Raw genomic sequence first — 14,676 nt, 5'->3', positions numbered from 1 at the left:
GGACCCACCCCGCCATCCCACGGATAGCCTGCTGTTGCTGTTGCCGTTGATTCGGCAGGTGCAGGGCGCAGCCCTGCCGCACTCCCCTCTTCCAAAATGTGAAGGCCACGCGGTGACGAGCACACCGCCCCTTCGGCTAACATTCGCCCATGCCGCATACCACCACGACTCCGCCCGCATTGCAGGATGGCGACCTGCTGGCCGCCATCGACCTTGGCTCCAACAGTTTCCACATGGTCATCGCGCGCTACACGCTCGGCCAGCTGCGGGTGATCGACCGCCTGCGCGAGACGGTGCGCATGGCCGACGGCCTGGATGGCAAAGGTGGCCTCTCTGCCGCTGCACGGCAGCGCGCGCTGGAATGCCTGGCCCGTTTCGGCCAGCGCATCCGCAATGTGCCGCCGCACCGGGTACGCGCATTGGCCACCAACACCGTACGCCAGCTGCGCTCGCCGCAGTCGTTCCTGGTCCCGGCCGAAACCGCGCTGGGACATGCCATTGAAGTGGTCAGCGGCCGCGAAGAAGCGCGCCTGATCTACCTTGGCGTGGCCCACGCGCAACCGCCCAAGCCCGGGCAGCGCCGACTGGTCATCGACATTGGCGGTGGCTCCACCGAATTCATCATCGGCATGGGCATGCAGACCCTGGAGCGCGAGAGCCTGCAGGCCGGCTGCATCGCCAGCACCCGCCGCTTCTTCCCGGGTGGCAAGCTGAGCAAGAAGCGCTGGAAGGATGCGCTGGCCGAGATCGGCCGCGAGTTCCAGCCCTTTGCCAGCAAGTACCGCGCACTGGGCTGGCAGGAAGCGCTCGGCTCCTCGGGTACGCACAAGGCGATCAGCGAGATCTGCGCGACGATGAAGCTGAGCAAGGGCGCGATCACCGCCGAGGCCCTGCCCCAGCTGCGCGACGAACTGCTGAGGGCCAAGAAGATCGACGACATCCAGTTGCCGGGCCTGTCCAGTGACCGCCGCCCGATCATCGCCGGCGGCATCCTGGTGCTGGAAGCGGCCTTCCAGGCGCTGGGCCTGCAGAAACTGCTGGTCAGCAAGGCGGCGATGCGCGAAGGCATCCTGTATGACATCGTCGGCCGCGCCGGTGAGAACGACCTGCGTGACGAATCGGTGGCCGCGCTCAGCCAGCGCTACGGCATCGACACGGTACAGGCCGACCGCGTGCAGGACACCGCGCTGTCGCTGCTGGAGCAGGTGCAGGAGCGCTGGAAGCTCGATGCCGACGACGCACGCATGCTCGGCTGGGCCGCGCGCCTGCACGAACTGGGCTTGATGATTGCCCACAGCGGCTACCACGTGCATGGCAGCTACGTGCTGGAGCACTCGGACATCGCCGGCTTCTCGCGGCAGGAGCAGCAGATGCTGGCCGCACTGGTACGCAGCCATCGCCGCAGCGTGACCAAGACCGCCTTCGACGCCCTGCCCGAGCGCCTGCTGCTGACCGCACGCCGGTTGGCCGCCCTGCTGCGCCTGGCGGTACTGCTCAACCGTGCCCACGAGGACGATCCGCTGCCGGCATTGGAGCTGACCGCCGACGACAACCGCCTGTCGCTGATCGTGCCGCAGGCCTTCATCGATGCCCGCCCGCTGCTCCGCGCCGACCTGATCGGCGAGACCGACGGCCTCGCTGGCCTGGGCATCCAGTTCCGGCCGTTCGTGGCCTGATCGCTACTGCCAGGGCGGCGCGTCACAACGCGTCGCCTTAGGCCTCCTCTGCGCGTTTTTCGCGCAATTCCTGCTGCATCGCAGCAGTTGAAGCCGGACGCTGCCTATGCCGAAATGGCATAAGCATCTGCTTTTGTTCATTTTTCGTGAAATGACGTGAAGCGCAGTGACAACTTTCGACACGCTCTCTTTACAGGACGTTAACCAACGAGACTACTATCGGTCGTCGGTCTGATTAACGACCGGCTTCATCGACGTCCGGAGTGACGTCTCGCGCACGACCTGAGAGAGAGATCGTTAATGACTTCACGTACCACCGCGCTGGGCCAGGCCATCCGTTACGCCCTGGCGACCACCGCTACGCTGGCTGCCCTGCCGGCCTTCGCCCAGAGCAGCAGCACTGCACCGACCACCCTGGACCGCATCGAGATCACCGGTTCGCGCATCCGCCAGGTTGACGTTGAAACCGCCCAGCCGGTGCTGGCCCTGTCCCGCCTGGACATCGAACGCCAGGGTTTCAGCTCGGTATCGGACATCCTGCAGAACGTCACCGCGATGGGCAGCCCGACCATCAGCCGTGCCAACGTGCTGTCGGCCGGTGAAGATGCCGGTGGTACCTACGTCAACATGCGCAACCTCGGCACCCAGCGCACGCTGGTGCTGGTCAACGGCAAGCGCCTGGGCATCAGCACCAGCGGCTACCAGGACGTGTCGACCCTGCCGGTGTCGGCGGTGGAACGCATCGAAGTGCTGAAGGACGGCGCCTCGGCCATCTACGGCTCCGACGCGATGGCCGGCGTGATCAACATCATCACCCGCACCAACGTCAGCGGCATCACCGCCAACGTCTACCACGGCCAGTACGGCGAAGGCGACGGCGCGCGTGACCGCTTCGACGTGGTTGCCGGCTGGTCCAACGACCGCTTCTCGGCCACGTTCGCTGCCGAGCACTCCGAAGAAAAGGCCGTGTGGGCGCGCGACCGCGGCTTCAGCCGCTACAGCAACACCGACCGCCACCCGACCGATGGCTGGACCACCAACAGCCAGTGGGGCCAGTTCTATGGCGTGAAGGGCGGCCCGGGCTGCACCAAGGCCGCCGGTTGCGACTACGCGCTCAACCGCGGCAGCGACCCGACCAACCCGGCCAACTACCACTTCACCGACCCGACCGCGTTCACCGGTGACGTCAGCAACACCAACGATCAGATGCACCTGAGCTATCCGATCAAGCGTGATTCGCTGTACTTCTCGGGCCAGGCCAACATCACCGACACCGTGCGCTTCAAGGCCGAGCTGGGCTACAACAAGCGCTCCTCGACCCGCGTCACCGCCGGCTATCCGTTCGATGTCGACGTCGCCAAGATCAACCCGATGTCGATCGACAGCTACTTCAACCCGTTCGGCAACCAGCATGGCTACGCCACGCCGACGGCAGTGAAGTGGAACCGTCGCCTGTGGGAACTGCCGCGCACCAGCACCAGCGAACTGAAGACCTACCGCGCGGTTGCCGCGTTTGATGGTTCCTTCGAGATCGGCGAGCGCTACTTCGACTGGGAAGTGGGCTACCAGTACAACAAGAACGAGCTGCGCCAGCACACCACCGGCAACCTGCACAAGGGCCGCGTACAGGCCGCCACCGGTCCGTCGTACTACAACGCCACCACCGGCAAGGTGGAGTGCGGCACCCCGGGCGCGCCGATCGCCGGCTGCCTGCCGTGGAACCCGCTGGTTCCCTACGGCGTGGAAAGCCCGTATGGCATGACCAACAACCAGGCCCTGCAGGACTGGCTGTTCCCGGCTGAGAACGCCACCGGCCGCACCACCTCCAAGAACGCCTTCGCCACCATCAGCGGCAGCCTGTTCACCCTGCCCGCCGGTGACCTGGGCTTTGCCTTCGGCGTGGAAAACCGCGAGGAAACCGGCAAGTTCGTGCCGGATGCACTGGCCCAGACCGGTGCCACCACCAACCTGGCCGCTGGCCCGACCGGTGGCTCGTACAAGGTGAAGGAAGCCTACCTGGAGTTGAACGTGCCGGTGCTGGCCGACCTGCCGGGTGCCCGTGAGCTGAGCCTCAACGCCGCGACCCGCTTCTCGGACTACAACACCTTCGGCAACACCCTCAACAGCAAGTTCGGCTTCAAGTGGAAGCCGATCGACCAGCTGCTGGTGCGTGGTACCTGGGCGCAGGGCTTCCGTGCCCCGACCATCTCCGACCTGTACGGTGGTGGTTCGGAAACCTTCGCCAACTTCTCTGACCCGTGCGACAGCAAGTACGGTTCGGCCAAGAGCAGCGCCGAAGTCCGCGCACGCTGCGCGAAGGACATCGCCGATGTCGCCAACTTCCGCCAGCTGGACAGCAGCAACAAGCCGACCGAAGGCTCGGTTGCCGCTACGCCGACCCCGTTCATCGGTGGTTCGAACCCGAACCTGAAGCCGGAAACCTCGACCAGCCGCACCCTGGGCGTGGTCTGGAGCCCGACCTTCGTCAGCAACCTCAATGTCTCGCTGGACTGGTGGAAGATCCGCATCGACGACACCATCGTCGATGACAGCCCGAACCAGATCCTGATCGACTGCTACGAGCAGGGCCTGGCCGATCGTTGCGCGCGCTTCACCCGCAATCCGTCCAACGGCATCGTCACCGGCCTGAGGTTCGGCGGCCGCAACGCCGGCTTCGCCGAAGTCGAAGGCTACGACATGGACCTGTCGTACCGCCTGGAAACCGACTACGGCAAGCTGAGCACCTCCTGGTCGACCACCTACGTGGCCAAGGACATCTCCCGCTCGTCCAACGACAGCTCGATCGTGCCGACCGTCAGCAACGGCATCGTCACCAACTCGGGCATCGGCTTCCGCGTGCGTTCGAACCTGACCGTCGGTTGGGACCTGGAGAACTTCGGCGTGAGCTGGACCGCGCGCTACTACTCCAGCGTCAAGGAACAGTGCGTCAACCCGACCAAGTACGCCGACGAGTGCTCCGATCCGGGCGTGATCGCGCCGTGGTACAAGGGTGCGCGCAACTACAACGAGCGTGGCGCGGTGACCTTCCACGACGTGCAGTTCCGCTACAACCTGCCGTGGGATGCCACCGTTTCGGTCGGTGCCAACAACGTGTTCGACAAGCAGGGCCCGGTCATGTACACCAAGCCCCGCTCGGTCTTCTCGTACTACGGCGGTTACGACATCGGTCGTTTCATCTACATGAAGTACACCCAGCGCTTCTGATCCATCCGCGCTGTTGAAGCACCACGACCACGGCCCTTCGGGGCCGTGGTTTTTTTCTGTTTCCGCGCAGGTTGTCGCTGCCTGCAATTGCCATGACGCTTTCGGTCCAGAGTCGAGGCGAGGGTGTTTCGTCCATCGCTCCCACGTCGATCAGATCAATCGATTGATTCACTTCCGGTTTGTGCGGAAGCGTCATGCCGTGCCATGGCGATTTCGTCCTTTCCCCATACCTCTCCCTCTCCTCCTTCACTAGGTTCGAACAACCACCGCCTGCGGTGGCGTTGGCGCAGCCCGCTTGGCCGCGCACCGAAGACTTCGAAGACTGAGAGAGAGAGACCCATGACCATCCGTATTCCCGCACTGGGGCTGGCGATCCGTCGTGCGCTTGCAATCACGGCGACCACAACCCTGGCCGTTCCCGCACTCGCGCAGCAGGCACCGGAAGCCACCACGCTGGACCGCATCGAAATCACCGGCTCACGCATCCGCCAGGTCGACCTGGAAACCGCACAGCCGGTGCTGACCGTCAGCCGCGCCGACATCGAGCGACAGGGCTTCAACTCCGTTGCCGACATCCTGCAGAACCTGACTGCCACCGGCAGCCCCGCGTTGAGCCGCGCCAGCCCGCTCAGCGCTGGCGAGACCGCCGGTGGCAGCTACGTGAACATGCGTGGCCTCGGTGCGCAGCGCACCCTGGTGCTGGTCAACGGCAAGCGGCTGGGTATGACCACATCTGGTTACCAGGACATCTCCAGCATTCCAGCCGCTGCGGTGGAACGAATGGAAGTGCTCAAGGACGGTGCCTCGGCCATCTACGGGTCCGACGCGATGGCCGGCGTGGTGAACATCATCACCCGGCGCAACGTTCAGGGTGTAACCGCCAACGTCTATCACGGCCAGTACAGTGAAGGCGACGGTGCCCGTACCCAGTACGACGTGGTTGCCGGCTGGTCCAATGACCGTGCTTCCATCAGCATTGCTGCCGAGCATGTCGAAGAAAAGGGCGTCTGGGCCAAGGACCGCGGCTTCAGCGCCTATACCTATACCGACGGCCACGCGGATGACGGCTGGACCACCGTCGGCCAGTGGGGCCGCATCACCGGCTTCAAGGGCCCCGGCTGCAGCAACACCCGGGGCTGCAGCTATTCGCTCGACCGTGGCAGCCAGCCGGGTGGACCGGACAGCTTCCACCTCAGCGACAACACACCGTTCACCGGTGATGTCAGCAACAGCAACGAGCAGATGCATCTGCAGACGCCGATCAAGCGCGATTCGATCTTCGTCGATGCGCGCGTGGATCTGAACGACCAGGTCCGTTTCAACTCCCAGCTGGCCTACAACCGGCGCACCACCACGCGCCAGATCGCCGGCTACCCCTTCCAGTCCGGCGCAGCCGGCATCACCCCGATGTCGGCCGACAGCTGGTTCAATCCGTTCGGCAGCCATCACGGCTACGACACGCCCAGCGATGTGCACTGGAACCGTCGTACCTGGGAGATTCCTCGCGTCAGCACCAGCGATCTGACCACCTGGCAGGCCGTCGCGGCATTCGAGGGCAACTTCGAATTCGGCGGTCGCGACTTCGACTGGGAAGCGGGCTACCAGTACAACCGCAGTGAGCTGACCCAGCGTGCCACCGGCAACCTGCACAAGCAGCGCGTGGCCGATGCCACCGGTCCTTCGTTCTACAACCCGGCAACCGGCAAGGTCGAGTGCGGAACGCCGGATGCGCCGATCGCAGGCTGCAAACCCTGGAACCCGCTGGTTCCGTATGGCCAGGATGATCCCTATGGCCTGACCGGCAACACGGAGCTTCAGGACTGGCTGTTCCCGGAAGAGCTCACCCGCGGCCGCACCACCACACGCAACCTGTTCGCCAACCTCAGCGGCAGCCTTGCCAGCCTGCCCGCCGGTGAGCTGGGCTTCGCCGTGGGTGCCGAGAGCCGCCGCGAGGACGGCCGCTTCATCCCTGATGCGCTGGCGCAGACCGGTGCCACCACCAACCTGGCTGCCGGCCCCACCGGTGGCGGCTACCGCGTCGACGAGGCCTACCTGGAACTGAGCGTGCCGGTGCTGCGCGACCTCGCCGGCGCCCGCGAACTCACCCTCAGCGCGGCGACGCGGTACTCGGACTACTCCACCTTCGGCGGAACCCTCAACAGCAAGTTCGGCTTCACCTGGAAGCCGATCGATCAGCTGCTGGTCCGCGGCACCTGGGCACAGGGCTTCCGTGCGCCGACCATCGCCAACCTGTACGGCGGCGGCTCCGAGACGTTCACCACCGGCTTCCGCGATCCCTGCGATACGGTCCATGGCGCAGCCGCAAGCAGTGCCGAGGTCCGCGCACGCTGCGCCGCCGATATTGCCAATGCCGACACCTACCGCCAGCTCGGCCAGGGCAATGAACCCATCACCGGCAGCAGTGGGCAGACGCCCCTGCCCTTCACCAACGGCTCCAATCCCGACCTGCAGCCGGAAACCTCGACCAGCCGCACCCTGGGCCTGGTCTGGAGCCCGACGTTCGCCGAAGGACTTCACATCGCGCTGGACTGGTGGAAGATCCGCATCGACAACACCATCGTTTCCGACCATCCCAATGACATCCTCCGCGACTGCTACGAGCTGGGCATTGCGGAGCGCTGCAGCAGCTTCACCCGCGACCCGGAACTGGGCATCGTCAACAAGCTGAACTTCGGCAACCGCAACAGCGGCTTCCGCCAGGCAGAAGGCTATGACCTGGAGATCGGCCACAAGATCGAAACCCGCTGGGGCAGGTTGAGCGCCGACTGGAAGACCACCTATGTGGTCAACGCCGAAGAGAAGACCACCAACGAAGCCGGCGTACCGGCCATCCCCAGCAATGGCATCGCCACCAACGGCGGCATCGGCTTCCGCGTGCGCTCCAACGCGTCGCTGGGCTGGGAGCATGGCAATCTCGGCCTGACCTGGGGCCTGCGCTACTTCTCCGCGGTCAAGGAACGCTGCCTGGGTGCGGAGGATTATCCGAACGAGTGTTCCCACCCCGACCAGCGTGCGCCATGGTTCAGCGGTACGCGCGACTACAACCGTCGTGGATCGGTCACCTTCCATGACGTGCAGGCACGCTACAGCCTGCCGTGGGACGCCACCGTTTCGATCGGCGCCAACAACGTGTTCGGCCGCCAGGGCCCGGCCATGTACAGCCAGCCGAGTTCCAACTTCTCCTACTACGGTGGCTTCGACATCGGCCGTTTCATCTACATGAAATACCAGCAGCGCTTCTGATCCAAGCACCATGCGCGGTGCCCACCACGGCCCTTCGGGGCCGTGGTGGCGTGGGCTCCCGGCCGCGTCATCTGCCGGTCGCAAAGCGGTCACATCGGCTACATCGCCAGGCCCGAGCATGCCGGAAACCCGGAGGCCCGCCATGCGCTATGCCATCGTCACCGAGACCTATCCGCCGGAAGTGAACGGCGTTGCCCTCACCGTACAGGGGCTGGAGCAGGGACTGCGCAACGCCGGCCATGAGATCGACCTGATCCGGCCCCGCCAGGCCAACGAAGCGTTGGACTCCGCCCCGGGCACCCTGCTGGTTCCCGGCGCCGCCCTGCCGCGTTACCCCGGCCTGCGCTTCGGCATGCCGGCACCGATCCGGCTCGGCCGTCATTGGCAGCAGCAACGCCCGGATGCCGTCTATGTCGCCACCGAAGGCCCGCTGGGCTGGTCGGCGGTGCGCACCGCACGGCGCCTCGGCATCCCGGTGGCCAGTGGCTTCCACACCCGCTTCGACGAGTACCTGCCCGACTACGGCGTGGCCTGGCTGCAGGCCGCCGCGATGCGCTGGATGCGCCGCTTCCACAACCAGGCCGATGCAACCCTGGTACCCACCCGCGAACTGCAGCAGTTCCTCGGCGAGCAGGGCTTCGAACGTGTGCGCCTGCTGGCGCGCGCGGTCGACAGCCAGCAGTTCGATCCGAACCGTCGTGACCCTGCCCTGCGCGAAGAGTGGGGTGTGGACGGCAACGGCCTGGTGGCGATCTACGTCGGCCGCATCGCTGCGGAGAAAAACCTCGGGCTGGCGGTGAAGGCCTTCCGCCGGCTGCAGCAGATCCGTCCCAAGGCGCGCTTTGTGTGGGTGGGCGATGGCCCGGCCCGCGAAAAGCTGGCGCATGAAAATCCCGACTTCATCTTCTGCGGCATCCAGCGCGGCGAAGCCCTTGCACGTCATTTCGCCAGCGGCGATCTGTTCCTGTTCCCCAGCCGCAGCGAGACCTTCGGCAACGTGACCCTTGAAAGCATGGCCAGCGGCGTAGCAACGGTGGCCTTCGATTACGGCGCTGCGCGCGAGTACCTGCGCAATGGCGAGAATGGCGCCGCGGTGGACAACGATGAGCAGTTCATCGAAGCGGCCGTGCAACTGGCCGCGGATGACGCGCAGCGCCACGTGCTGGGCAGCAACGCCGCACGCGCGATGAAGCGCCTGCATCCGCAGCAGGTGGTGGCGGAATTCGACGCCCTGCTGGCCGAACTGGCCCAGTCGCGGAGGACCGGCCATGCGCACAACGCGGCTTGAACTGCTGGCCGACCGCGAAGCACGCCTGTGCCGGCGGGCCAACCACTACTGCCGCCGCCGCCGCGTGCGCCGCCTGTTCGCGGTCATCAGCCGGCTCGGCGATGGCGTGTTCTGGTATGTGCTGATGGGCGCCCTGGTGCTGCTTGATGGCTTCGACGGCCTGCGCGCGTCCGTGCACATGGCCGCCACCGGCCTGGCCGCGCTGTTGCTGTACAAGGGCCTCAAGCGTTGGACCCGGCGCCCGCGCCCGTATGCCGCCGACCTGCGCATCCGCGCCTGGGTGGCACCACTGGACGAGTTCAGCTTCCCCTCCGGGCATACCCTGCACGCGGTGTCGTTCACCATCGTGGCGCTGGCCTACTACCCATGGCTGGCACCACTGCTGGTGCCGTTCACGGTGGGCGTGGCGCTGTCGCGTGTCGTGTTGGGCCTGCATTACCCCAGCGACGTGCTGGCCGCCACCGGCATCGCCATCGGGCTGGCCTCGGCCAGCCTGGCCTGGTTGCCGTTGCCGGTGTAGCCCCCGGGGTCAGATCCGTTTGGTGGCGCCGGGCCATGCCCGGCGATGGATGCCCTAGAATGCCCGCATGACCACGTTGTTCATTTCCGACCTGCACCTGGACCCCAGCCGTCCGGAGATCACCGACCTGTTCCTGCGCTTCCTGCGCGAGCAGGCACCCGGCGCCGATGCGCTGTACATCCTCGGCGACCTGTTCGAAGCCTGGATCGGCGACGACACTCCCTCGCCCGCCGCCGACGCGGTGGCCGATGCACTGAAGGTGCTGTCCGACAGCGGCGTACCGGTGTACTTCATCCGCGGCAACCGTGACTTCCTGCTTGGCGAGGACTACGCGCGCCGCGCCGGCCTGCGCATCCTGCCCGACCCGTGCATGATCGACCTCTACGGCCGTCCGGTGCTGCTGCAGCACGGCGACCTGCTGTGCACCGATGACATTCCCTACCAGCAGTTCCGTGCACAGACCCGTGACCCGGTGTTCCAGGCGCAGTTCCTGTCGCAGCCGCTGGCCGCGCGTATCGCGTTCGCGCAGAAGGCGCGTGAAGCCAGCCAGGCCCGCCAGTCGGAAATGAAGCAGGGTGATCGCGCGCAGTTCGAGACCGTCACCGACGTGGCTCCGTCCGAAGTCGATGCCACCTTCGTGCGCCATGGCGTGGACACCATGATCCATGGCCACACCCATCGTCCGGCGATCCACTCGCTGCAGGCGGGTGGTCGCGCCTGTACCCGCATCGTGCTGGGCGACTGGTACGAGCAGGGTTCGGTGCTGCGCGTGGACGCCAGCGGCTGGTCGCTGGATACCCTCGCCCGCGGGTAATTCCCGTCGGCAGGAAATCCGCGGCCGCGCAAGGCGGCCGCGGACAGTACGGACTCAGCGGAAGGCCGCGATGGTGGCCTTGGTGTTGACCAGCACGCGTTGGTTGTCGGCGGTACTGGCGTTGCCCATCGGGATGCCGTTGTAGCTGATGTTCGGGTTGGACCAGTAGTTCAGGCGCGGGCAGCTGCGGGTGCAGTTGTAGGCCATGATCGTGCGCCAGCCGGTGCCGGTGGCCGGTTCATAGCGGTAGCCGTGGCCATAGGCGTAGGGCGAGGTGCTCGAGTCGGTGGCGATGTCATGCCGCGCGCTCTGCAGGTGGCCGATCTCGTGCGCGAAGGAGTAGTAGCCGGTCGCGCAATCCCAGTACACCGCTGCGAATGCGGTCGATGCGGTCGAACCGATGCCCGAGGCCAGGCCGCAATAGGCGGTGTTGTTGATCAGCAGTACGCCCACGTCGGCCGCGGTGTTGTTGCGGCTGGTGTGGATGCTGTCCATGTAGCCATCACTGGTGCCCCGGAAGCGCGCCAGGTCGGTATCGAAGCTGCCGGACTCGGTGTAGCTGGTGGTCTCGTAACCGGCCAGCTGCAGGGTGATGCCGACATTGCTGTTGACGTAGCCCTGGTTGGACTCGGCCACCGCCAGCTGCACCAGCGACTGCATGTTGCCGCCATAGGCAGTGACCGCGGCATTGGTCGCCACCACCAGCACGCGGATGGTCGCCGGCGTTCCCGACGAAGCCTGCGCGATGCCGATGTGGTCGTTGTCGGCCATCGGGATCTTCGGCAGCTGGTTGTAATCGGCCGGGTGATCGGCCGGCATCCGCGATTCGTCCACTTCCACCAGCACGTGGCGGTTGCCCAGCGGACGCAGGCGATAGAGCTTGCCGTCCTTGCGGATCGAACCGGTGATGGTGTCGCCCGAACGCACCAGGATCAACGAATTGCCCGGATCGTCCTGGCCATTGGAGGCGGCGGCGGTCAACCGGTCGGACGGCGAGCGGAACTGGCCGTACCAGATGCTGCCACCGTCGGGCAGCGCCTCGACCTTGCTGCGCACCGCCTGCACCCGCTTGCCGAGCAGCTCGAATTCCAGCTGCGGCTGTGCCGTAGCCGCCGCGTCGACACGTACTTCCTGCACCGTCGCCGTAGACGGGGTGGCCAGCAGCTTGCCGAGTGCAGGCTCACTGTTGGCCGATGCCCGGCTGATGACCGTTACCGGTTCGAACAACGGTGCCGCATGCGCGGCCGCCGCCACCGACAAACCCAACACGAGGCCACCTGCCGCTTTGCCAATCGATCTGGACAACATTGCGTCGCTCCTTGAATGATGTGAACAGCGTTGATGCAGCACGCCCGGGTTTGCCGGGTTTGGCCATATGGCCTGCGCGGGTCGTGTGAATTCAATAGAAGATGGGAATGAAAATCAGGAACTGTGATCGACCGCATCTGCGTTCAGTGAGGTCAAAAGCGTCACTACACTTCGCCAATACACAGCTTTCGCGCTACCGTGACGCAGCCACGACGGGGAATGCACATGGCACCATCGCAGGACACGGACGAAGATGTCGGCTTGCTGCGGATCGGCCTGTTCTTCGACGGCACCCGCAACAACGCACACAACCTGGCACGCGGTCGTCCGCAGGTGCCGCAGCCGCGGCCGGCGCAGCTGCGGGCCGATGATGATTCGACCTACCAGAGCCGGCTGACCAGCAGCTACGACAACGGCCTGACCAACATCGCGCGCCTGCAGCAGCTGTATCCCGACAGCCGCCGTGATGCGATGGCCGCCCCCTCGCTGTCGATCTACGTGGAAGGCGTGGGTACCCGCGATGATGCCGACGACGATCTGATCGGGCTGGCCTTCGGAATCGGTGCCAGCGGCGTGCGAGCGAAAGTGCAGCGCGCGCTGCAGGTGCTGCTGCCGGCCGCACTGGCGGAACTGTCCGCACGCTGGCAGCGACCGCTGCAGGGTGTGCAGCTGGACCTGTTCGGTTATTCACGCGGTGCTGCTGCCGCACGTGACATCGCCAACCAACTGCAGGGCTGGGACAGCGTGCGCTGGCGCCAGCTGCTGCAGACCGCCGGCCTGTCCTGCACTGCGAACTTCGCCCCCGCCACACCGGTGCTGCGCTTCATCGGACTGTTCGACACTGTGGTCGCAGTCAATGGCGGCCGCGCCGATGAGCAGCCGCGGCTGGCCCTGCACAGCGGCATCGCCGGTCGCGTCGTGCAGCTCACTGCACGCGATGAACATCGGCAGCACTATCCGCTGACCAGCGTGGCACCGCCGTTCACCGAGATCGCCCTGCCCGGCGTACACGCCAACATCGGTGGTGGCTACAACCAGCTGGAGGAAGGCCCCAAGCTGCTCAGTCGTCCACGCCGGCAACAGCTGCGCCGGCCAGCAGTGGCTGACTACCAGACGCCACCGCTGGCCCTGCTGCAGGCGACCACGGCCTACGCTGAAACGCAGGCCGATGCCGAGCGCTGGCGGCAACAACTGGGCGTTGGGGAAAAAGAGATCTGGGTGGATGTCTGGCACCAATGGCAGCAGCAGCGCCGTGCCGGCAGCCGCAGCGTGCTGCTGTCACCGGTGCTGTATGTGACCGCTGCAGTAGTGCTGCGCCGGAGGATCGACTGGCGCTACCAGCTGATCGCACTGCAGGTGATGCAGCAGCAGGCCATCAATGCCGGCGTGCAATGGACCGCCGATGCCGCCGAAGTTCCCGGGTGGGAGCTGCCGTCGGCCCTGCAGCCGATCGCACGGCGGCTGGTCGACGGACAGGCACTGACCCAGACCCAGGAAATGCTGCTGCGCCGGCGCTACCTGATGCAGTCGGCACACTGGAATTTCGATGCGCTGGGCGACACCGCACTGACCTACGCCGCCGATGCCGGCGTCAGCGAACTGCCGTACCGGCCAGGGCCGGGGTTGTTCTACATCAACCGGCCGACCGTGGACGGCAAGCGCGTGGTGCTGCCGAATGCATAGAAAAAGGGGACGGAGGGGATTAAGTCGTTTGTGGCACTAACGACTTAATCCCCTCCGTCCCCTTTTTCTCAACCCGCCTGCTCGACCAGGTTGGCGAGCTCATCCGCATCGAACCCTGCCAGCAGGCGCGCTTCCATGTTGAACGGCCCGTGCAGGTAGCCGCCGGCGTACTCCACCAGCAGTTCCTTGAAGCGTGCACGCGGTTCGACACCGGCGCGATCGCAGTACCAGCGATACCAGCGCGAACCGGCAGCGACATGCGCCACTTCCTCGCGCAGGATCACTTCCAGCACATCGGCGGTTTCGCCATCGCCGACATTGCGCAGCTTCTCGATCATGCCCGGCGTCACGTCCAGGCCGCGCGCTTCCAGCACGCGCGGCACCAGCGCCATGCGTGCCAGGCCATCGTGCGCAGTCTTTTCGCACATTTCCCAAAGGCCGTTGTGCGCGGGGAAGTCGGCATAGTCGTGGCCATGCACCTGCAGGCGCTGGCGCAGCAGCATGAAGTGCCGCGATTCGTCGTCGGCACAGCTGACCCAGTCGGCATGGAACGCCGGCGGCAGGCCGCGGAAGCGGTACACCGCATCCCAGGCCAGGTCGATCGCGTTGAGTTCGATATGCGCGATGGCGTGGATGAAAGCGGCCCGCCCTTCCACACCACCCAGTCCGCGCCGCGGCACTTCGCGCGGGTGCACCAGCACCAGCTGCGCCGGCCGGCCCGGCATGCGGATCGGCTCCGGCGGTAGCGCGTCGGCAGCCACCTTCAGGCGGCCGGCACGGAACGCAGCGGCGTAGGCCTGGGTCAGCGCAACCTTGCGCAGCGGATCGGCTTCGGCCAGGCACTGCTGCGCCGCGCGCAGCAGATCACCACCGACGTCGGGCACGTCAACCACGCCTG

The 14,676-nt window shown here is 66.0% G+C and carries 9 protein-coding genes; 7 read left to right on the top strand and 2 right to left on the bottom strand.

Going from position 1 to position 14,676, the window contains the following annotated elements:
* Positions 1 to 149: 149 nt before the first annotated feature.
* The 6 genes from ppx to lpxH all read left to right on the top strand — a co-directional run bounded on the left by ppx (position 150) and on the right by lpxH (position 10,787).
* On the top strand, positions 150 to 1,676 hold the full coding sequence (gene ppx, locus QP552_RS04285; RefSeq protein ID WP_286075093.1) for an exopolyphosphatase: 1,527 nt from the start codon (positions 150 to 152) through the stop codon (positions 1,674 to 1,676).
* Positions 1,677 to 1,976: 300 nt separating this feature from the next.
* The gene (locus QP552_RS04280; RefSeq protein WP_106550084.1) at positions 1,977 to 4,901 is read left to right on the top strand and encodes a TonB-dependent receptor; all 2,925 of its coding nucleotides are present in this window, start codon (positions 1,977 to 1,979) and stop codon (positions 4,899 to 4,901) included.
* Between the two features lie 339 nt (positions 4,902 to 5,240).
* Entirely contained in the window at positions 5,241 to 8,165 is a 2,925-nt protein-coding gene (locus QP552_RS04275; protein WP_286075090.1) for a TonB-dependent receptor, read from the top strand.
* Between the two features lie 142 nt (positions 8,166 to 8,307).
* Positions 8,308 to 9,453, top strand: coding sequence for a glycosyltransferase family 1 protein (locus tag QP552_RS04270; RefSeq protein WP_106550082.1), 1,146 nt, complete (start codon positions 8,308 to 8,310; stop codon positions 9,451 to 9,453).
* Complete coding sequence (locus QP552_RS04265; RefSeq protein ID WP_099551270.1) at positions 9,434 to 9,973, top strand: phosphatase PAP2 family protein; 540 nt, start codon at positions 9,434 to 9,436, stop codon at positions 9,971 to 9,973. The genes QP552_RS04270 and QP552_RS04265 overlap by 20 nt, the downstream gene beginning before the upstream one ends.
* A gap of 67 nt (positions 9,974 to 10,040) precedes the next feature.
* Entirely contained in the window at positions 10,041 to 10,787 is a 747-nt protein-coding gene (gene lpxH / locus QP552_RS04260; RefSeq protein WP_106550081.1) for a UDP-2,3-diacylglucosamine diphosphatase, read from the top strand.
* A 54-nt stretch (positions 10,788 to 10,841) separates the two neighbouring features.
* Here lpxH and QP552_RS04255 read toward each other — a convergent pair whose 3' ends face one another.
* Positions 10,842 to 12,095 (bottom strand): zinc-dependent metalloprotease, encoded by a 1,254-nt coding sequence (locus QP552_RS04255; protein ID WP_286075086.1) that lies wholly within the window; start codon positions 12,093 to 12,095, stop codon positions 10,842 to 10,844.
* A 225-nt stretch (positions 12,096 to 12,320) separates the two neighbouring features.
* On the opposite strand from QP552_RS04255, the gene QP552_RS04250 reads away from it, so the two are divergent.
* Positions 12,321 to 13,778 (top strand): DUF2235 domain-containing protein, encoded by a 1,458-nt coding sequence (locus QP552_RS04250; RefSeq protein WP_286075084.1) that lies wholly within the window; start codon positions 12,321 to 12,323, stop codon positions 13,776 to 13,778.
* 68 nt (positions 13,779 to 13,846) lie between these two features.
* Here QP552_RS04250 and QP552_RS04245 read toward each other — a convergent pair whose 3' ends face one another.
* Entirely contained in the window at positions 13,847 to 14,671 is an 825-nt protein-coding gene (locus tag QP552_RS04245; protein ID WP_286075082.1) for a ferritin-like domain-containing protein, read from the bottom strand.
* Positions 14,672 to 14,676: the final 5 nt, after the last annotated feature.

The organism is Stenotrophomonas sp. 59 (genome assembly GCF_030291095.1).
Taxonomy (GTDB): Bacteria; Pseudomonadota; Gammaproteobacteria; order Xanthomonadales; family Xanthomonadaceae; genus Stenotrophomonas; species Stenotrophomonas maltophilia_Q.
Note: the sequence above shows the minus strand (reverse complement) of the source record. Positions and strands in the feature narration are given on the sequence as shown.